Annotated in this window: 22 protein-coding genes; 7 read left to right on the forward strand and 15 right to left on the reverse strand. The window is 70.8% G+C overall.

Features of this window, described 5'->3' with window-relative positions; translation table 11 throughout:
- Window positions 1-8: 8 nt before the first annotated feature.
- Together ABZ863_RS14610 and ABZ863_RS14615 are read right to left on the reverse strand one after the other, a co-directional pair.
- Window positions 9-1,244 carry a glycosyltransferase 87 family protein gene (locus tag ABZ863_RS14610; protein ID WP_358535396.1) on the reverse strand — a complete coding sequence of 412 codons (1,236 nt, stop codon included), beginning with the start codon at window positions 1,242-1,244 and terminating at the stop codon, window positions 9-11.
- Window positions 1,245-1,429: 185 nt separating this feature from the next.
- Window positions 1,430-2,239, reverse strand: coding sequence for a GGDEF domain-containing protein (locus ABZ863_RS14615; protein WP_358535398.1), 810 nt, complete (start codon window positions 2,237-2,239; stop codon window positions 1,430-1,432).
- A 268-nt stretch (window positions 2,240-2,507) separates the two neighbouring features.
- Here ABZ863_RS14615 and ABZ863_RS14620 point away from each other — a divergent pair, with 268 nt between their 5' ends.
- The gene (locus ABZ863_RS14620) at window positions 2,508-4,883 is read left to right on the forward strand and encodes a sigma-70 family RNA polymerase sigma factor (RefSeq protein WP_358535287.1); all 2,376 of its coding nucleotides are present in this window, start codon (window positions 2,508-2,510) and stop codon (window positions 4,881-4,883) included.
- Window positions 4,884-4,916: 33 nt separating this feature from the next.
- On the forward strand, window positions 4,917-5,447 hold the full coding sequence (locus tag ABZ863_RS14625; protein WP_358535289.1) for a GtrA family protein: 531 nt from the start codon (window positions 4,917-4,919) through the stop codon (window positions 5,445-5,447).
- 9 nt (window positions 5,448-5,456) lie between these two features.
- Here the strand turns inward: ABZ863_RS14625 and ABZ863_RS14630 are convergent, their stop codons facing one another.
- Complete coding sequence (locus tag ABZ863_RS14630; protein ID WP_358535291.1) at window positions 5,457-6,740, reverse strand: ATP-binding protein; 1,284 nt, start codon at window positions 6,738-6,740, stop codon at window positions 5,457-5,459.
- 3 nt (window positions 6,741-6,743) lie between these two features.
- Window positions 6,744-7,427: a response regulator transcription factor gene (locus ABZ863_RS14635; RefSeq protein WP_358535400.1), complete on the reverse strand. Its 684-nt coding sequence runs from the start codon at window positions 7,425-7,427 to the stop codon at window positions 6,744-6,746.
- Window positions 7,428-7,475: 48 nt separating this feature from the next.
- Here ABZ863_RS14635 and hisN point away from each other — a divergent pair, with 48 nt between their 5' ends.
- The gene (hisN, locus tag ABZ863_RS14640; protein WP_358535293.1) at window positions 7,476-8,258 is read left to right on the forward strand and encodes a histidinol-phosphatase; all 783 of its coding nucleotides are present in this window, start codon (window positions 7,476-7,478) and stop codon (window positions 8,256-8,258) included.
- A gap of 80 nt (window positions 8,259-8,338) precedes the next feature.
- Here hisN and ABZ863_RS14645 read toward each other — a convergent pair whose 3' ends face one another.
- The 10 genes from ABZ863_RS14645 to ABZ863_RS14690 all read right to left on the reverse strand — a co-directional run bounded on the left by ABZ863_RS14645 (window position 8,339) and on the right by ABZ863_RS14690 (window position 15,755).
- Entirely contained in the window at window positions 8,339-8,677 is a 339-nt protein-coding gene (locus ABZ863_RS14645) for a hypothetical protein (protein ID WP_358535295.1), read from the reverse strand.
- A gap of 30 nt (window positions 8,678-8,707) precedes the next feature.
- Window positions 8,708-9,091, reverse strand: a complete 384-nt coding sequence (locus ABZ863_RS14650; protein ID WP_358535297.1) for a hypothetical protein — start codon at window positions 9,089-9,091, stop codon at window positions 8,708-8,710.
- Window positions 9,092-9,261: 170 nt separating this feature from the next.
- Window positions 9,262-10,098: an NBR1-Ig-like domain-containing protein gene (locus ABZ863_RS14655; RefSeq protein ID WP_358535299.1), complete on the reverse strand. Its 837-nt coding sequence runs from the start codon at window positions 10,096-10,098 to the stop codon at window positions 9,262-9,264.
- Between the two features lie 101 nt (window positions 10,099-10,199).
- Entirely contained in the window at window positions 10,200-10,472 is a 273-nt protein-coding gene (locus tag ABZ863_RS14660; RefSeq protein WP_358535301.1) for a hypothetical protein, read from the reverse strand.
- Complete coding sequence (locus ABZ863_RS14665; RefSeq protein ID WP_358535303.1) at window positions 10,469-12,460, reverse strand: glycohydrolase toxin TNT-related protein; 1,992 nt, start codon at window positions 12,458-12,460, stop codon at window positions 10,469-10,471. Before ABZ863_RS14665 ends, ABZ863_RS14660 begins: the two co-directional genes overlap by 4 nt.
- Window positions 12,461-12,468: 8 nt before the next feature.
- Complete coding sequence (locus ABZ863_RS14670) at window positions 12,469-12,795, reverse strand: hypothetical protein (protein WP_358535305.1); 327 nt, start codon at window positions 12,793-12,795, stop codon at window positions 12,469-12,471.
- A complete protein-coding gene (locus ABZ863_RS14675; RefSeq protein ID WP_358535307.1) occupies window positions 12,792-13,229 on the reverse strand; it encodes a YbaB/EbfC family nucleoid-associated protein in 438 nt (145 codons plus the stop codon). The genes ABZ863_RS14670 and ABZ863_RS14675 overlap by 4 nt, the downstream gene beginning before the upstream one ends.
- 108 nt (window positions 13,230-13,337) lie before the next feature.
- Complete coding sequence (locus ABZ863_RS14680) at window positions 13,338-14,282, reverse strand: hydroxymethylglutaryl-CoA lyase (RefSeq protein ID WP_358535402.1); 945 nt, start codon at window positions 14,280-14,282, stop codon at window positions 13,338-13,340.
- 5 nt (window positions 14,283-14,287) lie between these two features.
- Entirely contained in the window at window positions 14,288-14,866 is a 579-nt protein-coding gene (locus tag ABZ863_RS14685; RefSeq protein ID WP_358535309.1) for a PH domain-containing protein, read from the reverse strand.
- Between the two features lie 64 nt (window positions 14,867-14,930).
- Window positions 14,931-15,755 carry a biotin--[acetyl-CoA-carboxylase] ligase gene (locus ABZ863_RS14690; protein WP_358535311.1) on the reverse strand — a complete coding sequence of 275 codons (825 nt, stop codon included), beginning with the start codon at window positions 15,753-15,755 and terminating at the stop codon, window positions 14,931-14,933.
- A gap of 68 nt (window positions 15,756-15,823) precedes the next feature.
- Between ABZ863_RS14690 and ABZ863_RS14695 the strand changes: the two genes are divergently transcribed.
- Window positions 15,824-17,464, forward strand: coding sequence for an acyl-CoA carboxylase subunit beta (locus tag ABZ863_RS14695; RefSeq protein ID WP_358535313.1), 1,641 nt, complete (start codon window positions 15,824-15,826; stop codon window positions 17,462-17,464).
- A 5-nt stretch (window positions 17,465-17,469) separates the two neighbouring features.
- On the forward strand, window positions 17,470-17,697 hold the full coding sequence (locus tag ABZ863_RS14700; RefSeq protein WP_358535404.1) for an acyl-CoA carboxylase subunit epsilon: 228 nt from the start codon (window positions 17,470-17,472) through the stop codon (window positions 17,695-17,697).
- Here ABZ863_RS14700 and ABZ863_RS14705 read toward each other — a convergent pair.
- Window positions 17,650-18,936, reverse strand: a complete 1,287-nt coding sequence (locus ABZ863_RS14705; RefSeq protein WP_358535314.1) for an MFS transporter — start codon at window positions 18,934-18,936, stop codon at window positions 17,650-17,652. The two genes, ABZ863_RS14700 and ABZ863_RS14705, sit on opposite strands and share 48 nt — an antisense overlap.
- A 65-nt stretch (window positions 18,937-19,001) precedes the next feature.
- Between ABZ863_RS14705 and ABZ863_RS14710 the strand changes: the two genes are divergently transcribed.
- Together ABZ863_RS14710 and ABZ863_RS14715 are read left to right on the forward strand one after the other, a co-directional pair.
- Window positions 19,002-19,655, forward strand: a complete 654-nt coding sequence (locus ABZ863_RS14710; protein WP_358535316.1) for a GntR family transcriptional regulator — start codon at window positions 19,002-19,004, stop codon at window positions 19,653-19,655.
- Between the two features lie 91 nt (window positions 19,656-19,746).
- Window positions 19,747-20,358 carry a nucleoside triphosphate pyrophosphatase gene (locus ABZ863_RS14715; RefSeq protein WP_358535318.1) on the forward strand — a complete coding sequence of 204 codons (612 nt, stop codon included), beginning with the start codon at window positions 19,747-19,749 and terminating at the stop codon, window positions 20,356-20,358.
- Window positions 20,359-20,454: the final 96 nt, after the last annotated feature.

A 20,454-nucleotide genomic window follows, 5' to 3' on the forward strand; every position in this document is an offset into this window, starting at 1 on the left:
ACGTGCGCTCAGTGAGCAGGCGTCAGGTCCGCGGGATGCTCGGGGTTCGCCTCGGCGCGTCTGCGCTGCCACAGCCAGCGACCAGCGAGCACCGCGGTGAGCACGATCGGCATGAGGATGTAGGCACTACCGAGGACGAACTGCCAGAACGCCCAGTGCAGCTCCAGGTTGCGGCCGTTGGGGAGCACCAGCAGCACGCAGCTGACGAACACCACGAACACCGCGGCCGCGGCGAACCAGCGCTTGCCCGCCGTTGCCGGCGTGGTCTGCGGCAGGCGCGACACGAGCAGGACGATCAGCGGCACGGCCCACACCCAGTGATGCGACCAGGACACCGGCGATACGAGCAGCGCGAAGAAGGCCGTCACGAGCAGCGCCTCGAGCGCCTGCCCACGACGGTGGTACCGGAGCATGAGCCAGATCGCGGCAGGCGCGAGCAGTGCGCCGATGCCCATCGCGGCCATCGACGACCACGGCGCGAGGTCGGAGACCCGGTTGACCAGCCCGTTGAGCGACTGGTTGCCGGCCCAGTGCATTGGCCCGATGCGCCCCTGGTCGAACATCGTGTGGGTCCAGAACCGCAAGGCATCGCCGGGGATCAGCGCGAACATCAGCGCCTGCAGGCCGAAGAAGGTGACCAGCGCGCGCAGGGCTTCCCGCTTACGGCCGGTGAACAGCAGGTGCGGGATGAAGATCAACGGCGTCAGCTTGACGGCCGCCGCAACGCCGACCATGACCCCGCCCCACCGGCTGCCGCGCGCGGAGACGACGAGCACGTCGAGCACGATCAGCGCCATCAGGATCAGGTTGATCTGGCCGAGGAAGATCGTGCGCCACACCGGTTCGAGTGCGAAGCACACAATTGCGAAGATCAGAGTCGTACGGGCCGGCGAGGCCCAGCGGGGCAGCTCGCCGGACGGCCGGGGCAGTGCGCCGATCGTCACCCGGATCACCAGCGCCATCGCCAGGAACGAGATCGCGGTGACCACACCCCAGGAGACCTGCACGGGGAGCACGGCCAGCGGTACGAACAGCAGCGCCGCCGTCGGCGGGTAGGTGAACGGCAGCAGCGCCCACCACGGTTCGGGGCCGAGCGTGTTGCCGTCGTAGAGCGGATTCCCCTGCAGCAGGGTCACCGCACCGGCGCGGTACACCGCGCTGTCGACACCGAGCCGCCAGTCGAACACCCAGCCGAGCACGCCGGCGACGATCGCGATGATCGGCACCGCCACCAGTAGTGCCATGGAGCGCGGCCGGACCGAAAGCCTGTCGAGTGAGGCGCGCAGCGCGAGCACCGGCGGCTGCGGCCGCGAATCCGCGAGCACGGCGGTTCCACCTTGCTCGCCCGTACTGTTCACCGCTGTGCCATCCCCTGGCTCCCTCACCTTTCTAGGAAATCACGAACGGCATCGGTGCGTGCACAAGCCCATCAATTCCGGCTCAGCGTGTCCAGCAGCTCGCAGGCGGACTCGTACTCGGCAGGCAACCGCACCAGGTTCAGCCGCGTGCCCACCGAACGCAGCTGCGCATCGACGGCCAGCCGCTGGGTCAGCTCGCGGCGCAGTCGCACTGCCCTGGAGGCAACCCCACCGTCGCGGGCTGACACCGCCGCGACCGCCGAGGGTCCCAGCACCGCGAGGCTCTCGCCGCCGTCGAAGGCCACCCGCAGTGCGTCCGCGGCCAGGATCATCCCGGTGAGCCGTGGCCACCCAGCGCTGCCGGAGAAGTCCAGTGCCACCACGATCAGCGCGTGGTCCTCGGCCAGCCGCTTGCCCTCGCGCGCCGCCTGCCGGTAGAGCTCGCCCAGCCGAGTGCGCAGGTAGGCACTGGTCGGCAACCCGGTCAGCGGATCGCTCGCCTCCACCCGAGCCAGCTGGTCCATCGCCACGTCGGCCCACGCCACCGCGGTCACCCGCAGTAGCCGCGCGGGGGTAGCATCCACATCGGGAGCCACGAACCCGTCCTTGGCGTCCGGAACGGCGAGCACCGCGTGCAGTGCCGCCAGGTCGGTGAGTGTCTCCTCGAGACCGGCTCCCGCAGCGGCGCGCGCACGGCCCAGCCCGGCGAGCGCGGAGAGCGCATTCTCCGGCCCTCCGTTGCGCACCACTGCCGCGCACACAGCGTCAACCTCGGGTAACGCCCAGTCGCTCGGAAAACGCCACCCGGCGGCAAGGCTCGCCGTGCGCCATTTGGCACGCAGCGCTCGCAGGATGTGGTCCTGGGTCACCTGCCGCCCCACCGTCGAGCGCGCCTCGTCCGAAGCGGACCCGGCGCCCGTCGCAGGCACGTCCACAGACACCGCCCTTTCCTGACTGATCACTCCGCCCGAGTACTGGACGCAGCGACACACCATCCGTGACGTCCTTACGACGAATCATCGAGTGAACTCGTTGCGACTCCCGGGTCATCGGTCCACCCCACAGGATGACCCGATCAACCCGGTCCGTCACACTTGGCCCAGTACGACGTCTGGAGAGATGTCTGCACCAGTACGTGAGAGGAGAGCCGTGACGACCGCTCCCGCCGACCCCAGCGGCACCAGCGATGCCGAGCTGATCGCGTCGGTGCGAGCGGGCAAGCTCGAGGCGTACGGAACGCTGTACGAGCGGCACGTCACCGCTGCTTACAACCTCGCCCGGCAGCTCGCCCGGTCGAGCACGGAAGCCGACGATCTGGTGTCGGAGGCATTCTCCAAGGTCCTCGACACCCTGCGCGGCGGCAAAGGTCCAGACAGCGCGTTCCGCGCGTACCTGCTGACGTCGCTTCGGCACACGGCCTACGACAAGACCCGCAAGGACAAGCGCGTCGACCTCTCCGACGACATGACTACGGTCGGGGGTGCGGGAGCCGAGGCGCTGACCGTCCCGTTCTCCGACACCGCGATGGCCGGTCTCGAACGGACACTGGCCGCGAAGGCGTTCGCCCGGCTCCCGGAGCGCTGGCAGGCCGTGCTGTGGCACACCGAGATCGAGCAGCAGTCGCCAGCGGAGGTCGCACCACTGCTCGGGCTCACCCCGAACGGGGTTTCCGCTCTCGCCTACCGGGCCAGGGAAGGCCTGCGGCAGGCCTACCTTCAGGTGCACCTGGCCGAGGTCTCCGCCGACCGCTGCCGCGCGACCGCCGACAAACTCGGCGCCTGGACCCGCGACGGTCTGTCCAAACGCGAGCGCGCACAGGTCGAGCAGCACCTCGACGAGTGTGCTGACTGCCGGGCGCTCGCCGCGGAGCTCGCCGATGTCAACGGTGCATTGCGGGCGATCGTCGCGCCGCTGGTACTGGGCGGGGGCGTGCTGGGCTACCTCGCGCTGGCCGGTGCGGGGAAGGCGAGTGCCGCGACCGCGATCGGAGCCGGTGCCGCCGCGGGCTCGGCAGGCGGCGCCGCGAGCGCCGCGGCATCGGCTCCGCGTCAGTTCGTTGGCGTTGCCGCGTCCGGGGTCGCGATGGCGGCGGCCATCGCGGTCGCGCTGACGGCAGGCGGCGGGACACAGGAGATCCCGACCGCCGCGATGCCACCGGCGACCTCGGTCGTGCAGACCCCAGCGGCTCCCCCAACGAACCCACCAGCGCCGGAGCCACCCGCGCAGCCACCAGCTGCGGACCCACCCGCCGACGACCCGCCGGCCCCGAACTCGCCCGAGCCGGAGCAGCCACCCACGCAAGCTCCGCCGACCACAGAGCCGACCACCACTGAGCCGACGCAGCCGCCCACCACGGAGCCCATTCCTGCCCAGGTGAGCGCGCAGGCACCCGCCGACGGGGTCGCGCTGGAAGCCGGCGGGTCGACTGCGGAGCTGCCGATCACCGTGCGTAACGACGGTGGCACCGCATCTGACCCGGTGGTCGTCACGCTGTCGCTGCCGCCGGGAGTCTCCGCGCTCGGCCCTGCCAGCGGTGGCGGTGGTGCCCCCGCTGGCGGCGCCGCCGCGCGGCAGGCACAGGTCGCCGACCGCGTCATCTGCCCCGGCGGCACCGGCACGGTGACCTGCCAGACCGTCGAAGGGCTGGAGCCCGGTGAGTCGGCTGTGCTGGTTTTCCGGCTGCAGGCGGGGCCCGGCGCCAGCTCCGGAGCCATCACCGGCACGGTGAACACGGGTGCCACGGTCGAGGTGTCGATCCAGGTCCCGGTGTCGGTGGCTCCCGCGCCCGACAAGGTCTTCCTGCACGTCGCCAAGGAGTTCCACCCGTGGTGGAGCCGGACGCTCTACGTCCAGGTGCGCAACGACGGCAGCGTCGCGCGGCAGGCGACCGTGACGGTGGACCAGCCCACCCACGCGGTGATGCTCGGCCAGTTGCTCGACTGCTCCCCCGACGGGACCTCGCTGACCTGCACCACCCGCGATCAGCTCGAACCCGGCGAGGACATCCGGTTCTGGGTCGTGCTCAAGCCGAGTGTGCAGCCGGACACCGACGTCACCGTGACGGCGACGATCGGCAGCGCCAGCGCATCGCGCACCGAACGCTTCGAATGCTGGGGCTTCTGGTGCCGCTGGCCGGACCACCCCGGACAGGGCAGGCCGGGGCAGCCGGCGCCGACGACCACGCCGCCACCGTCCACAACAGAGCGTCCGCAGGCACCGTCCCTACCGGACGTGACGCCGCCCGAGTCCAGCACCGGGACCACACCGACGCGGCCCAGCGGACCCAGCACGACCGACGAGCCGGCGACACCGAGTGCGCCGGCCAGCAGCACGGCTCCGTCGCGGCCGCAGCCGCCGAGCGCGGAGCCCGAACACCCGGAACACCCGGAACACCCCGAGCACCCGGAACATCCTGCTCACCCGGAACATCCGGGCCGGCCGGACACACCGGGACGCAGCGACCTGCCGGAGAACGAGGCCGCCCGGCCCGGCATGTGGGGCTGGCTGTCCTCCTGGTTCCGCTGACCAGCGACGACACCCCGTGCGTAGACTGCGGTGGTGGCCGTTGTCGAATCCGTGCTCGCCAGGGTCCCCCAACCCCTGCGTGCAGTGCTGGTCAAGCACCGCGAGCTGCTGAAGTTCGCGGTCGTGGGCGGCACGACGTTCCTGGTCGACAACAGCATCTGGTACCTGCTGAAGCTCACCGTCCTCCAGGACAAGCCCACCACGGCGAAGGCCATCGCGATCATCGTCGCGACCATCGTGTCGTACGTGCTGAACCGCGAGTGGTCCTTCCGCACCCGTGGCGGTCGTGAACGGCACCACGAGGCGGCACTGTTCTTCGTGATCAGCGGTGTCGCCGTCGTCGTGAACCTGATCCCGCTATGGGCCTCACGCTACGTATTCGACCTCGAGCGGCCACACGTGTCACTGTTCGTCCAGGAGACGGCGGACTTCATCAGCGGCTCGGTGATCGGCATGCTGCTGGCGATGGTGTTCCGGTTCTGGGGCTTCCGCAAGTGGGTGTTCCCGGACGAACTCGGCCACCGTCGTCGCGAAGAGGAACTGGTCGACGTTCCGCGCCAGTGAGACCGCGGCTCAGCGCGGCACCCGTTCCGCGGGCCAGCGCACCCCGGGTACCTCTGCCGGGCTCGGCGTCCGCAGGAACAGGCTGAACGTCGCGGGTCGTCGCACGGACAGCTCCAGCCTGCCGCCGTCCGCCTCAGCCAGCGCACGCGCCAGCGCGAGCCCGACACCGGTCGAACCCGCACCGGAGAAGCCGCGGTCGAAGATGTGCCGCGCCAGCTCGTCGGGCACGCCGAGTCCGCCGTCGGTCACCTCGATGACCACGGTCCCCTCCGCCTCACCGCCGCGAGCCGCGAGCGTCACGTTCCCCGCACCGTGCCGCAGTGCGTTGTCCAGCAGGACCCCGACGACTTCGCGCAACCGCGCCGGGGTCGCCCACGCGATCAACCCGTCACCGACCCGCACCCGCAGAGGGCGGCTCTCGGCCCTGAGCAGTTGCCGCCATTCCTCGGAGACTTCCGGCAACATCACCGACAGCTCGACCGGTTCCGCACCCACCTCACTCGCGGCCCGCGCGGCGGCCAGCAGCTCGTCCAGTACTTCGGCGAGCCGGTCGGCCTGCTCCTGCGCGGCCTGCGCCTCGTCGGCGACCTCGCTGTCGGCGTGCATCGTGAGGCCGTCCAGCCGCAGCTGCAGCGCTGTCAGCCTGCTGCGCAGCTGGTGGGAGACGTCGCCCACCAGCTGACGCTCACGCTGCAGGAGCTGGGCGAGCGCGGTCGCCGAGGTGTCGAGCGCATCGGCGACCATGTCGAGCTCGGCGACCTCGTAGCGGCTGCCGTCGGGCCGGAAGTCACCGCCGCCGAGCCGGGCGGCCCTGTCGGCGACGTGCCGGAGCGGCCGGGCGAGCCTGCGCGCCGTCACCGTGGCCACCACCGTTCCGGTGCCGACCGAGAGCACCACCAGCAGGATCACGGCGAGCGCCACCTGGGTCTGCCGGGTCCGCACCGGCCCGGCCGGGATCGCCAGCTCGACTGTGCCCCCGCGAGCGATCGGCACGTCCTCCACGACGACGTCCGACCCGGGATCCCTGCCGTAGGTCAGCGGCTCCGTGTTGGGCTGGCGGACCGTCAGGCGTCCGGACTGCGGTACGGCCGCACGCACCTGGGCCAGGTCGAGCGCGCGGCCGTTGGCGTACTGGTCGTCCAGGATCGCGGCGATCCGCTGTGCGTTGGAAGCGAGGTCCTCCCTGGCGAAGTTGTCGACGAGCAACCAGCCCGTGACACCGAGCGGGCTGCCCAGCGCCGCGGCGGTCACCGTGACCGCCAGCAGGATCGCCAGGAGAATGCGCCTGCGCATGGGTCACTCGAGGTTGAAGCGGAAACCGACACCACGCACGGTGGCGATGTGCTCCTCGCCCGCCTTGCGCCCCGGGTCGCCCTCGGTGGCGATCGCGAGCTTGCGGCGCAGCCAGGACATGTGCATGTCGAGCGTCTTCGACGTCTTCGACTCCAGCTCGTTCCACACCTCGGCGAGGATCTCCTCACGACTGACGACCTGACCCGCGCGGCTCATCAGCACGCGCAGCAGCTCGAACTCCTTGTTGGCCAGCTGGACCTCGCGACCGTGCACGGTGACGAGGCGCGCGCCCACGTCCATCCGTACGCCGCCGATGTCGAGCACCTCCGGAACGCGCCTGCGCAGCAACGCGCGGATCCGGGCCAGCAACTCGGCGAGGCGGAACGGCTTGGCAACGTAGTCGTCGGCGCCGGCATCGAGTCCCACGACGAAGTCGACCTCGTCGGTTCTCGCGGTCAGCATCAACACAGGCAGCTCAGTGCCTTTCGCTCGCAGCCTGCGGCACACCTCGAGGCCGTCCATCTCCGGCAGCCCGAGGTCGAGCACCAGCAAATCCACCCGATCGCCGGACGCCAGCTGCAGCGCGGACGGCCCGTCGGCGACCACCTCGACGTCGTACCCTTCCCGCTGCAGCGCCCGCGACAGCGGCTCCGCGATGGCGGGATCGTCTTCGGCAAGTAGGACCATGCTCACCTAGCCAACTCTACGGCCGAAGCGCATGAAAACATCGGCCTCGTGCCCCCCTACTCAGGCGATTTGACGCTGGCAGGCAAGCTGGCCGACGCCGCAGACGCGATCACCGTCGCGCGCTTCCGCGCGCAGGACCTTGAGGTGTCACGGAAACCTGATCGCACCCCGGTCACCGATGCCGACACCGCCGTCGAAGACGCCATCAGAGAGCTGCTCACGGCCGAGCGGCCCACCGACACCGTGGCGGGCGAGGAGCGGGGCGGCGCGGCGAGCACGCCCGGCCGCGTATGGGTGCTCGACCCCATTGACGGCACGAAGAACTTCCTGCGCGGCAACCCTGTGTGGGCCACGCTCATCGCGCTGGTCGACGACGGCGTACCCGTGGTGGGCATGGTCAGCGCACCGCTGCTCGGCAGGCGCTGGTGGGCGAGCACGGGCGGCGGCGCATGGCTACGCGACGGCGCCGGTACGCACCGGCTGTCGGTGTCCGGGGTGACGGAGCTCGCGGACGCCTACGTGTCCACGACCGACCTCGGCACCTGGGTGGAGTACCACTCGCGCGAGGCGTACCTGGCGCTGCTGGACGCGTGCTGGGAGAGCAGGGCGTTCGGCGACTTCTGGCACCACTGCCTCGTCGCGGAGGGTGCGATCGACGTGGCGGCGGAGCCGATCGTCAACCCGTGGGACGTCGCGGCCGCGCAGGTGCTGGTGACCGAGGCCGGTGGCCGGTTCAGCGACCTGACCGGGGCAGGCCGCTTCGACGGCGGCTCCGCCCTGTCCACCAACGGCCACCTCCACGACGCCGCCCTGAACCTGCTCCGCCGGTAGCCGTTGAGGAGGGTCCCCCAAGGCCACCAAGGTTTGCGTTCAACGCGACTATGGTGGCCTTGGGTGCTTTTGGTCAGCGGTCAGCGGGCGACGGTTTTGACGACACCGCCGTAGTAGGGGAAGTTGACCCCGCCGCCGCATTCGACGCGCTGGCCCCCCTTGAAGTACACGGTGATGTTGCCCTTGCACTCGAAGGCCTTGAACCCGCCCCACGTCCGGGTACCCCGCTGCAGGCAGAGGGCGTCCTTGCCGGCGCGGCGGATGTAGCCGGAGTAGCCGTTCCCGCAGGTCTTGATGATGTCCGAGCTGGCGGCGGCGACCGGCGCGGCAACCGGTTCGGCTGTGGCAGCGGTGACGGGAAGCACGGCGGCCGTGGCCGCGATTCCGGCGATCAGCACGGCTTTGCGCAGCGTTCGCATGGTTCGGTTGTCTCCTCGGTCAGTCACGGATCAGTAGCAGCGAGCGGACGAGATCGTGTAGGTGTAGCTGTTCGACACATTCGACGTGACATCGAACGCGATCTTGTAACTGATCGGCGGCGCACCGAAGACGTCGGTCTTGACCTGCTTGTCCTTGCCGGGCGCGACGATGCCCTTCCACAGCGCCTTGTTCCACCTGACATCGCGGATCGTCAGCGCGAGCCCGCGCCAGTCGTGGTTGTGCACCTTGATGGTGATCCCCTGATCGGCCAGCACCTCCGCGGTCGTGGTCTTCCCGCCCGGCAGCTGCCCGCCCGCGCAGGCCTTCGCCGCCTGCGCCGACGGCGCCAGCAGCAACGGCACCGCCGCGGCGAGCGACAACAGCGCGCCTGCCCGTTTCGTCCACTTCGACATCCGGAATCTCCCCTCGGTTCTGCGCACTGGTCGCGCACTGGTCGAACCGTAAGGAGGTCCAGACCAGCCGGGGAAGGTGTGCGGCGTGCACACCGCGTCCGGTAGCCAAACGCCGATGTTCGCGCAGGTCAGCGCTTTGACTACCGGCCGATGTGGTCAAATCGCGGCTGTCATTCGACGATGCGAACGAAGAAGTACGCCGCCCGATTCGCCGGCAGCAGCAGCCGGTCCTTGGCGTCGACCATCTTCCAGTAGACCTGGCAGTAGCCGACCCGGTCGGGCGCCTGCACCTCGACCGACACCCGCGCGGACTCCCCAGGCGCGGTCCGTGGAATCGGCACCCGCTCGGCAGTGACGCACTCGTCGGGGCTGCCGAAGGACCCCTCGCGCCGTAGGTAGCGGTCGGCCCAGACGACAGTGCCCGTGTTGTGGAACTCCCAGACCTTGATGAACCGAGTGCCGGTCGGGATCTCAGTACCGTCCGGGATGGTGATGTCGCCGCCGAACATCGTCTGGTCGCCGGGGATGAGCGGCTCCGGAGCAGCCGGCTGCTCTGTCGTGCCGGGGTCCCGCGGCAGCGTGAGCCCCGCGATGGTGCCGACGGCGAGCAGGATGGTCGCGGCGACCGCGGCGATCAGCGGTCCCCTGCGCCACGTCCGCTGCGGCGCAGGGGGCTCCGCCGGTGCCTCGGTCGCGGCCCGCGCCTGTTCCCAGTGGGTGCGCCACTCCGCACGGGCAGTGTCCTCCGCTTCCCCCAGCGCGCCGACGGCGAGTGCGCGGACGAACTCCCAGGTCGTTTCCCAGGAGGGCAACCGCTGGCCACGTGCCGCGGCGGACAATGCGGACTTGGACGCGAGCGCGCCGTACTCGGTGCGCATCCGGTCGTAGGAGGGGTCCCCCGCGGCACGCTTGAGCTCCCAGAGCCGCCGCGCGAACTCACCCGCAGGTCCCGCCGCGGCATCGGGACACGTCGCGGGCCTCCCCCGCCGCCCCGAACTGTCGATCACGAAAGCGCAGCGTATTCGTCGGCGCAGCCGTACACGTCACCCGAGCACGAAGTTCAGCCGCGCGGTGTTCCGCCGGCGCGCGTTGAGCTCAAAGGCTCCGCTCAGGGCAGGACGCCGACGGCTCCGCGGGCGACCTGCGCCCAGGTCAGCCTGCCGAACAGGTAGTGGCAGGCCACCTGCTCGTTGGTGAAACGTGCCCAGTCGTAGCGGTTGCCCTGCTCGCGCCAGAACACCTCCCAGGCGATCTCGCCCTCCCCGGCGCCCTCGTCCGTGCGCAGCAGGCACCACGTGTTGTCCGCCTCGCCACCGATCGACACCACCTCGCGCGGCACGCCGACGGCCTCCAGCCAGCGCATGATCGACTCGGTGTTCATTCCCTCTCCTCGAACGTGATGTCAGTCAGGTAGCCCAGCGTCACCAGCTCCGCGGCGGAGTACACCGAGCAGTAGCGCTCGCCTCCGCCTGGCTGGGCGAACCACGCCACCGACTCCACCTTCCACAGCGGCACCTCGCGCACCACGCGGTAACGCCGGTAGCCCACGTCGAGCTGGTCCGGCGGCAACGCGCGCTGGGCGAACGGCGTGCCATCGGCGGCGTAGACCCGGCCGTGCGCGGTGCCGAAGCGGTCGAGCAGCGCACCCTCCGGCAACACCACCGGCTCGCCCGCGGCGCTGCCGCCCTCGGGGTACTGCTCGCCGGGCGGCCACACGTACTCCCGCCGTTCGCCGTCCCGTGCGAGGTAGCGCTGCTCCCACTCGTGTTCGGACAGCTCGCCGAGCGGGTCGTGGCCCTCGGTCAGCGCGGCAGGAGGGCACGGCAGCACCGCGGCCGGCGGCGGCGCGGGCTGCCGCCAGCCGTTGCGCAGCCAGGCGAGCGCATGGCCAGGGTCGATGACGTCCGAACGCGGGTGGTCGTGTGGCGGGAACCGCAACCCGGCGCCGTCCTCGGCACCGGCGGGCACGGGAAGCTGTCGCGCCGGGCGGTCGGAGGCCACCGGCAGATGCCCGATCGGGAACATGTGCACCAGGAACAGTGCGACGATGCTCTCCCGTTCCTGCCGCGGCGCACCCACCGGTACGGGTGCGGCGGGTGGCTGCGGCCGGATCGGCTCGGGCGGGCGGTGCTGCGGCGGCTGCTGCCCGCCGTACGGGGACTGTTCCGGCGCGGGAGCCCAGCGCACGGGCGGGGCGGGAGCGAACGGCGCTACACGCGGCTGCGGTCCGGCGCCCGGGATCGGCTGGGGCGCCGCCGGAGGCGGGGCGCCGTAGTGCGCGGGCGCTCCGCTGAAGTGCTGCCCGGCGAACGGCTGCGCGGCATAGGGCTGACCCGGAAACGGTTGGTGGCCTGCGAACGGCTGGCCGTGCGGCAACACCACCGGCCCGGGGGCGGGGGCGCCGGTGAAACCGGCGAGATGGGTCTGCCCCGGTGCGGCATGGACGTCGCGATAAGGCATCGGCACGCCGGTCGGCGGGGTCGGCAGGTCGGCGACGCCCCCCTGCGGCAGGAAACCGCCTCGGGGCGGGGTCGGGGCGTCGGCGATCGCGATGGGTCCGGTGCCGTCGGCATCGGGCTCGGAGGGGACCGCGCCGGAGTCGGGCGACTCCGGCGGCACCGGATCGCCCGGCATCTCGCCCGGCATCTCGTCCGGCACAGCCGGCTCGCCGGGCAACGCCTCGGACAGGTCCGCGGCAGGCAGTCCCTCCAGCACCGGCTCACCGGGCAGTGCCTCAGGCGCGTGCAGTGCGGTCTCCACAAGTACCGCGGGCACACCGGTCGCCGCGCTGAGTAACCCGGCCTGGCCATCGGCGGTGTGCGCGCCGGGATGGGCGTTCACGATGTGAGTGACGAGCGGCACCGCTCCGTCCGCCCCCGGGCCGACCGCGCCGACCAGACCGCTGGTGAGCGCGCCGAGGTTGGTCGCCGTCCCACGCAGCACGGTATCCAGCCCGGCGAGCGCGGCCGGCTGCCCGGACTCGGCCGCCGTGACGGCCGCGTCGTGGTTCCTCGCCGCATCGACGAGTTGCCGCACGATCTCGACCTTGGCCGCGCCGACCTGCTCAGCCGCGTGGTCGAGCCGGTCGGCGGCCTGCCCCGCGCCGCGCGCGGCCTCGGTGAAGCTGCCGCCGTCGGGGTCGACGAAGCCCTGCCACCGCCGGCGGGCGCCATCGGCCGCCTCCCCCGACAACGCACCGAGCGCCTTGTCCGCGATCGAGTCCGCGTCACCGGCGAGAGTGCTCAGCTCGCGCGCCGCCTGGCGCCACGCATCGGCCTGCTCCCGCATGGCGTCCTCATCGGCCGCGGGCCAGCTCACCCCGGTCCGCGCCGCGATGTCCACCAGCTCGGCAGGCAGTTCGATCCCCATGGGAGCCCCTACCCGGCCGATCCGGCGCCGGTCACATCGTCCGCGGCAGCCGAGTCGGCGGCCCGGTACGCCACAGCCGCATCGGCGAAACGCGCGCCGAGGTCACCGAGACCACTGGGAAGATCGCCGAACCGGCCGAGCACCGCGGCGACCGGGGCCTCGTGCGCGTCACGGAAGCTCTGCCCTACTGCGTCAGCGCCCCACGGTGAACCCTCCACCGCGGCGCGCAGGTCGGCGACAATGCGGGCAGCACGCTCGGCGAGCGCCTCGAACTCGCCGGCCTGCGCACCGAGCCGCTCGGCGTCGACCTCGAAACCAGGTTCCTTCCCGCTCATCGCGCCCTCGGCCAGTCGGCCTCGGCAAGCCAGTTCTGGTCCTCGAAGCTCTCGTCGACGTCCGGCACCTCCGCGGCGATGTCCTTCGCGCCGAGGTCGGCGGTGCCGAGCAGCAGCGCCTGCGGATCGGTACCCGACGGCAACGCCGGGGCCAGCACCTCACCGGCACCCGCGAACGCCTTGACGGTGGCGGCGCCGGTCAACCGCACGATCTGGGCGGCGAGTTCGGCGGGCCGGTACCGCTCGTATGCCTCGTCGGCGATCACCAACCCGGTGAGCACGCCACGGCCGCCCACCTCGGCCGTGATCAGGCCGTCGTCACTGCTGGCCGATTCGCTGATCGCCGCGAGGTCACGATGCATTGTGGCGAGCTGCTCGCGGCTGCGCCGGTAGTCGGCGAGGAGCTGGTCCACCTGCGCGCGATGGTCGGTCACTGCACCCTCCCGGACGTCCGGTGGCCTGTGGTCACAGCGGTCGGCAACGGTGAGACGCAGCGCGTGCACACTCGGTTCCCATCGCAACAAGACCGTTGTGATCCGGCCTCAGCCAGCGAGCGCGCGAACAACCCGGGACGGGCTCGGCCTGCCCAGCTGCCGCGCCATCCACGCACTCGTTTCGACCAGCGCGTCCAGGTTGGCACCGTGCTCGATGCCGAGCCCGTCGAGCGCCCACACCAGGTCCTCGGTGGCGAGGTTGCCCGTGGCCGACTCTGCATACGGGCAGCCGCCGAGCCCACCCGCCGAGGAGTCGACAGTGGACACCCCACGGCGCAATGCGGCCAGCGTGTTGCTCAGCGCCTGCCCGTAGGTGTCGTGGAAGTGCACCGCCAGCACGTCCACACCGACACCCGCGGTGGTGAAGGCGTCGAGCAGCCGCTCGACCTGTCCGGCAGTCGCGACGCCGATCGTGTCGCCGAGCGAGAGCTGCGAGCAGCCCAGCTCCAGCAGCCGCTTGCCAACGCGCACAACCTGTTCCGGCGCGACCGCACCCTCCCAGGGGTCGCCGAAACACATGGACAGGTACCCACGGACATCGAGCCCCTCGGCTCGTGCACGCGTGACGACAGGGGCGAACATCGCGAACTGTTCGTCCACACCGGAATTGAGATTGCGCTTGGCGAAGGTCTCGGTGGCGCTGCCGAACACCGCGATGTGGTCCACCCCAGCGGCGAGCGCGCGGTCCAGCCCGCGCTCGTTCGGGACGAGTACGGGGTAGCGGACACCCTCGCGGCGACGCAGCCCGGCGAGCAACTGCTCGGCGTCGGCAAGCTGCGGTACCCACTTCGGGTGCACGAAGCTCGTCGCCTCGAGCGTCGTCAGGCCCGCATCGGCGAGCCGGTCCAGGAACTCCAGCTTGACCTCGACCGGCACGCTGGACTGCTCGTTCTGCAGGCCATCACGCGGGCCGACCTCCCAGATCGTCACCCGTTCGGGAAGGCCGTCGCTCGCCGGAACCCGCTCCGGTAGGCCGAGCTCACGTGCGCCCATCGCGCTCAGCGCCCCCGCCCACGGGCCTGCGGCGGCGGGTCCTGCTGCTCCGGCCACGCTCCCGGGGCGGCCTGCGTGGCGCCGAAGTCGTCGTACGGGTTGTCGTTGACCTGGCGGTAGATCGCCGTGTGCACCTGTTCCACCCTCGGGATGTCGTCGAAGGTCAGCGGTTCGTCCGAAGCCGACTCGATGATGAGCGTTCCGCAGCCGAAGATCCGGTCCACCAGGCCGTGCTCGAAACGCACGCTGTTGATGCGGGCCATCGGGATGTCGATGCCGGTGCGCTTGATGACGCCTTCCCGCGCGATCACCCGATCGGTGGTGACGATGAAGTGCGTGGTGCGCCAGCGCACGAACGGCACGAGTACCAGCCACACGACCAGCACCAGCCCCACGACGCCGATCGCGATGAGCGCCACCAGATTCCATGGCGCGTCGAGGTCGCGAGCCAGCAGGGCCAGCCAGATGGCGGCGCCAACGGTGACTATCAGCATGAACACGGGGAAGATCAGCATCTTGAAGTGCGGATGCTTGTGGGTTATGACGCGCTCACCCTCGCTGAGCAGATCGTCTGGATAGGCCACCTCGAACACTCCCCGAATTCGTGCTTCGCCGCCGTCGGCTCACCGTACCGCGATCAGTTGCCGTTTACTCCGCGGCTGGACGCAAGTGAACGACATCGCCGGCGAAGATTGTCCGCCGTTCGCCGGCGCTGGTCTCGACGATGAGCGCCCCGGTCGCATCGACGTCGACAGCCAGGCCGAGCAGGTGCGCGCCGCCGGGGAGCATGACCTTGACCTCCTGCCCCAACGTCGCGCAGTGCTCGCGGTAGTCGGCGAGCAGGCTCGCACTGGCGAGGTCGCCGTCAGCGGCCCGCCAGCGCCTCTCCCGCTCGTGCAGGAAGGTCAGCAGCAGCCGGCAGATCTCGGTGCGGTCGGTGGTCCGTGCACCGAGCTGGGACAGCGCGACCGCGGGCAGGCCACCCGGCCCCGGCTTCACCGGCTCCCGCGGCGGCGCGACGTTGAGCCCCATGCCGAGGATCACCGCCTGCTCCTCCGATGGCGCGGCCTCGGCGAGGATGCCGGCGCACTTGCCGGAGCCGTCGGCGGCGAGCACATCGTTGGGCCACTTGAGCACAGCCGTCACGCCCAGCGCCCGCGTCAGGTCCACCACGGCCAAGCCCGCGACCGCGGCGAGCGACCCGAGGGCCGCCATCGGCACACCGGCCGGGCGGAGCAGGACACTGCAGTAGACCCCGGCACCCGCGGGAGAACTCCACGTGCGGCCGCGCCTGCCGACCCCGGCCGTCTGCTCCTCCGCGATCAGCACGGTGCGGTCGCCTGCACCGTCGACCAGGGCCTCGCGCAGGTCGGCGTTGGTCGAACCCGTGCTGGCGACGACGTCGAGCGCGCCATAGGGCCCCACCGGCCGGACAAGCTCCGCACGCAGCAGTGCGGCGTCGATCCGTTTCATGACCGCCACGATAAGACGTTGGCTACGCCACATCCTGCCCCTGGTACTGGTGGATAGGCTGCGGTTCTATGAGCAGCGCAACGGAGCCGATCGGGACGCCTCCCGATGCGGAACCCGACATTCACACGACGGCCGGCAAGCTCGCCGACCTCTACCTGCGCTATCACGAGGCCGTGCACGCCGGGTCCGAAAGGGCCATCGAACGGCAACACGCCAAAGGCAAGAAAACGGCTCGCGAGCGCATCGACCTCCTGCTCGACGCGGGTTCGTTCGTCGAGCTGGACGAGTTCGCCAGGCACCGCTCGACCAACTTCGGGCAGGAGCACAACCGCCCCTACGGCGACGGCGTCGTCACCGGCTACGGCACCATCGACGGCCGCCCGGTGTGTGTGTTCAGCCAGGACGTCACCGTGTTCGGCGGCTCGCTCGGCGAGGTATACGGCGAGAAGATCGTCAAGGTCATGGACCTGGCCATCAAGACCGGCCGCCCGGTCATCGGCATCAACGAGGGCGGCGGCGCACGCATTCAGGAAGGCGTTGTCTCGCTCGGCCTCTACGGCGAGATCTTCCGCCGCAACACCCACGCCTCGGGCGTCATCCCGCAGATCTCGCTGATCATGGGCGCCAACGCGGGCGGGCACGTCTACTCCCCCGCGCTCACCGACTTCGTGGTGATGGTCGACAAGACCTCGCACATGTTCATCACCGGACCGGACGTCATCAAGACGGTGACCGGCGAGGAGGTCACCTTCGAGGACCTCGGTGGTGGCCGCACGCACAACACCAAGTCGGGCAACGCGCACTACCTCGGTACCGACGAGGAAGACGCCATCTCCTACGTCAAGGAGCTGCTGAGCTTCCTGCCGTCGAACAACCTCGCGGAAACGCCCGTGTTCGATCCGGTGGAGCCGTCCGGCGAGTCCATCGCCGACGAGGTCACCGACACCGACCGGGAGCTGGACGCGATCGTGCCCGACTCGCCGAACCAGCCCTACGACATGCACGAGGTCATCACCCGGGTGGTCGACGACGGCGAGTTCCTCGAAGTGCAGGAACTGTTCGCGCCGAACGTGCTCGTGGGCTTCGGCCGGGTGGACGGGCACAGCGTCGGCATCGTGGCCAACCAGCCGACGCAGTTCGCGGGCTGCCTCGACATCGACGCCTCGGAGAAGGCCGCCCGGTTCGTCCGCACCTGCGATGCGTTCAACGTGCCGGTGCTGACCTTCGTGGACGTGCCGGGCTTCCTGCCGGGCACCGACCAGGAGTGGAACGGCATCATCCGGCGCGGCGCCAAGCTCATCTACGCCTACGCCGAGGCGACCGTCCCGCTGGTCACCGTGATCACCCGCAAGGCCTACGGCGGTGCCTACGACGTCATGGGCTCCAAGCACCTCGGCGCCGACGTCAACCTCGCGTGGCCGACGGCGCAGATCGCGGTGATGGGCGCACAGGGCGCGGCGAACATCGTGCACCGCAAGACGCTGGCCGGCGCCGCCGACAACGGGGAGGACGTCGAGGCACTGCGGGCACAGCTGATCCAGGAGTACGAGGACACGCTGTGTAACCCGTATGTGGCGGCCGAACGCGGCTATGTCGACGGCGTCATCCCGCCCGCGCACACCCGCGGTCACGTGGCCAGGGCGCTGCGGATGCTGCGGGACAAGCGCGAGACCCTGCCGCCGAAGAAGCACGGGAACATCCCGCTGTGACCGCCATCGACGAACCGGAGGACGCGCCGCGGCCGGTGCTGCGGATCGTGCGCGGCAATCCGGATGACGCCGAGATCGCCGCGCTCACCGCGGTGCTGGCGGGGCTGGCTTCTCCGGCTCCCGCGCCGCCCGGACCGCGCGCCCGGTCGCGCTGGGCCGACCGCGCCGCCTTGGTCCGCGCGCCGCTACGCCCCGGCCAGGGTGCGTGGCGCGCCTCGGGCCTCCCCTGCTGATCCGACGGCGGGCACCACGCCCCCGTGCCGGTGCAAGCACATGACCTGAACGGCACCCAGCACGGCCAGCGCGAGCGGCACGCCGAACGCCAGCCTGTGGGCATTCGCCGGCTGCATCCCCGCTCCGATCAGCGCGTCGAGCACGACGCCGACGCCCAGCTGGGCCATCACCGCGAAGGTGAAGCCACCCATGTTGGCGACGCCGGTGGCGATCCCGGTCCGATGCCCGTGGTTGGCGGAGCGGGCGAGGTCGAAGGCGAGCACGTTGACACCGCCAGCCGCACCGACGGCGAACACCACGGGCGTGAGCAACCCGACCGGTGCTGAACCGGGCAGCACAACGAGCAGCGCCACGAAAGCCGTCATGGCGAATGCGGCACCGAGTGCCAACCGGCCGCGAGCGGCGGGCTGGCGAGAGGCGAACTGCCCCGCCGCCGTGCTGGTCAGCACGTATCCGATCACCGCGAGACCGAGCAGCCCGCTCGCCGTGCTCCTGGCCAGGCCGTACGCACCGACCAGGTACGGCTGGCCGAGCACCGCGGTGAACGACACGAACGTGCCAAGGAGGGTGAAGTGGGTCCACATGGCGTGCCGGATGGCAGGCGTCCGCCAGACCTGGCGCAGGCTCTCGCGTAGCGGCTCCGGCCGGGTGTCCTGCGGCAGGTTCCGCGGGTGACCATCGCGCAACGCGACCGCGGTGACGATCAGCAGCACCACCGTGATCCCGCCGGCAATGAGGAACGCGCCCGTCCACCCGCGGGCACCGAGGAGCGCGGCCAGTGGCGCCGTCGCGACGAGCTGGCCGAGTCCGCCGATCATGGCCGTGAGCGCGGCGATCAGGGCGTAGCGGGGACCGGGGAACCAGTTGTGCGCGATGCGCAGCACGCTGACGAAAATGCAGGCGTCGCCCACCCCGATGAGCGCTCGGCCCGCCATGGCGGCGGGGTAGCCGGTGACCAGTGCGAACACGAGGGTGCCCGCTGCCATGAACGTCATGCCGGCGAGCAGTAACCTGCGCGGTCCGAACCGGTCGGCCCCTACCCCGACCGGCACCTGCAGGAGGGCGTAAAGGGCGAGCTGGACCACGACGAACGCCGCGAGCCCGGTCGCGTCGATGCCGAAGCGTTCCTGTGCGGTGAGGCCGCCGACCGAGAGGCTCATCCGGTGAAACAGCGCGGTGAGGTAACACAGAGCGCCTAGTCCCCACATCGCCCACGGCCGCCACCATCCCGCTCGCACGCTCAGGACTCCTTGCGTCTGTGTTGTATCTATGTTGCATCCAAGATGGTCGTTACGATGCGGGCATGTCAACGAGCGACCGGTCACAGCAGCCCGCGGCAAGCGAGCGCGCGTACCGGTGGATCAAGGACCGGATCCTGGACGGGCGCCTCGGGGGTGGTCAGCTCATCAGCGAGGGCGAGGCGGCCACGGCGCTGGAGCTGTCCCGCACACCGGTGCGTGAAGCGTTCCTGCGCCTCGAGGTCGAGGGCCTGCTCCGGCTGTATCCCAAGCGCGGCGCGCTGGTGGTACCGGTGTCCGCGGACGAGGTCGTCGAGGTCACCGAGGCCCGCATTCTCGTGGAGTCACACGCGGCGACCACGGTGATCGCGCGCGCCGTCCAGGAGGAGGTGGCCGAGCGGATGGCCACCGTGCTCGGCGACCAGCACTCAGTCGACGTACCCGGCGAGATGGCGCGGTTCTCCCGGCTCGACCGGCAGTTCCACGCCACGCTGGTCGACGCGGCCGGCAACAGCCTGCTGACGCAGTTCTACTCGGGCCTGCACGACCGGCAGGTGCGCATCACCAACTCGGCACTGCATCGGACGCCGGGCCGCCACGCCGCGATCCTCGCCGAGCATGCCGAGCTGTGCGAGCTGCTGCGCAGCGGCGACGCCGGCACCTTCGCGACCCGCCTCGCCGCCCACATCAGCGCCCACGGCGCCCTGCTGGACAGCTGAGGTGGCCCCCAAGGCCACCTTGGTTGCGTTCAACGCAAACCTTGGGGCCCTTGGGAGCTTATTCCCCGCGCTGATCACCTAACCTTGGCGCGTGCGTTTCGTTCTGGCTTCCGCCTCGCCCGCGCGGCTCGCGGTGCTGCGTGCCGCGGGGATCGATCCGAGTGTCATGGTGTCCGGCGTCGACGAGGACGCGGTCGCCGCGGCACTCACCGACCCCACCCCCAGCGAACTGGTCACCGCGCTGGCGAAGGCGAAGGCCGAGGCGGTTGCGGACAGCGTCGGCTCCGATGCCGTTGTGGTCGGCTGCGACTCGATGCTGGCGATCGAGGGTGAGGTCGTCGGCAAGCCGGGTACGGCCGAGGTCGCACGCAAACGCTGGGCCACGATGGCCGGCGGCACCGGCGAGCTGCTCACCGGCCACGCCGTGCTGCGGCTGGCCGGCGGAAAGCCCATCCGGGAGGCCAGCGGCACCCAGTCGACGACGGTGCGGTTCGCGATCCCCAGCCAGGACGAGCTGGACGCCTACCTCGCCACCGGCGAGCCGCTGTCCGTCGCAGGCGCGTTCACCCTCGACGGGCTGGGCGGCTGGTTCGTGGAGGGCATCGACGGCGACCCGTCCAGCGTGATCGGGATCAGCCTGCCGTTGACCCGCCGCCTGCTCGCCGAGGTGGGCGTCAGCGTCACCGACCTCTGGCGCCCCTAGCAACAACGACGCCCCGGCCTCAACGTTCCCAGTATGTGAGAGATCAGGGCGGGTGGAAGGGTTCCACCCGCTCGGATGTTGTCCGCTCTGGCATTG

The sequence above is a fragment of the Saccharomonospora sp. NPDC046836 genome, assembly GCF_040645195.1.
Classification (GTDB): Bacteria; Actinomycetota; Actinomycetes; order Mycobacteriales; family Pseudonocardiaceae; genus Prauserella_A.

Bases quoted from the DNA above. Each gene is read 5' to 3' on its own strand.
- ABZ863_RS14710 (WP_358535316.1), top strand. From the start codon at position 19,002: ATGTCAACGAGCGACCGGTCACAGCAGCCCGCGGCAAGCGAGCGCGCG.
- ABZ863_RS14645 (WP_358535295.1), bottom strand. From the start codon at position 8,677: ATGCGAACGCTGCGCAAAGCCGTGCTGATCGCCGGAATCGCGGCCACG.
- ABZ863_RS14630 (WP_358535291.1), bottom strand. From the start codon at position 6,740: ATGCGCAGGCGCATTCTCCTGGCGATCCTGCTGGCGGTCACGGTGACC.
- ABZ863_RS14695 (WP_358535313.1), top strand. From the start codon at position 15,824: ATGAGCAGCGCAACGGAGCCGATCGGGACGCCTCCCGATGCGGAACCC.
- ABZ863_RS14610 (WP_358535396.1), bottom strand. From the start codon at position 1,244: ATGGCACTACTGGTGGCGGTGCCGATCATCGCGATCGTCGCCGGCGTG.
- ABZ863_RS14650 (WP_358535297.1), bottom strand. From the start codon at position 9,091: ATGTCGAAGTGGACGAAACGGGCAGGCGCGCTGTTGTCGCTCGCCGCG.
- ABZ863_RS14670 (WP_358535305.1), bottom strand. From the start codon at position 12,795: ATGAGCGGGAAGGAACCTGGTTTCGAGGTCGACGCCGAGCGGCTCGGT.
- ABZ863_RS14660 (WP_358535301.1), bottom strand. From the start codon at position 10,472: ATGAACACCGAGTCGATCATGCGCTGGCTGGAGGCCGTCGGCGTGCCG.
- ABZ863_RS14680 (WP_358535402.1), bottom strand. From the start codon at position 14,282: ATGGGCGCACGTGAGCTCGGCCTACCGGAGCGGGTTCCGGCGAGCGAC.
- ABZ863_RS14690 (WP_358535311.1), bottom strand. From the start codon at position 15,755: ATGAAACGGATCGACGCCGCACTGCTGCGTGCGGAGCTTGTCCGGCCG.
- ABZ863_RS14635 (WP_358535400.1), bottom strand. From the start codon at position 7,427: ATGGTCCTACTTGCCGAAGACGATCCCGCCATCGCGGAGCCGCTGTCG.
- ABZ863_RS14665 (WP_358535303.1), bottom strand. From the start codon at position 12,460: ATGGGGATCGAACTGCCTGCCGAGCTGGTGGACATCGCGGCGCGGACC.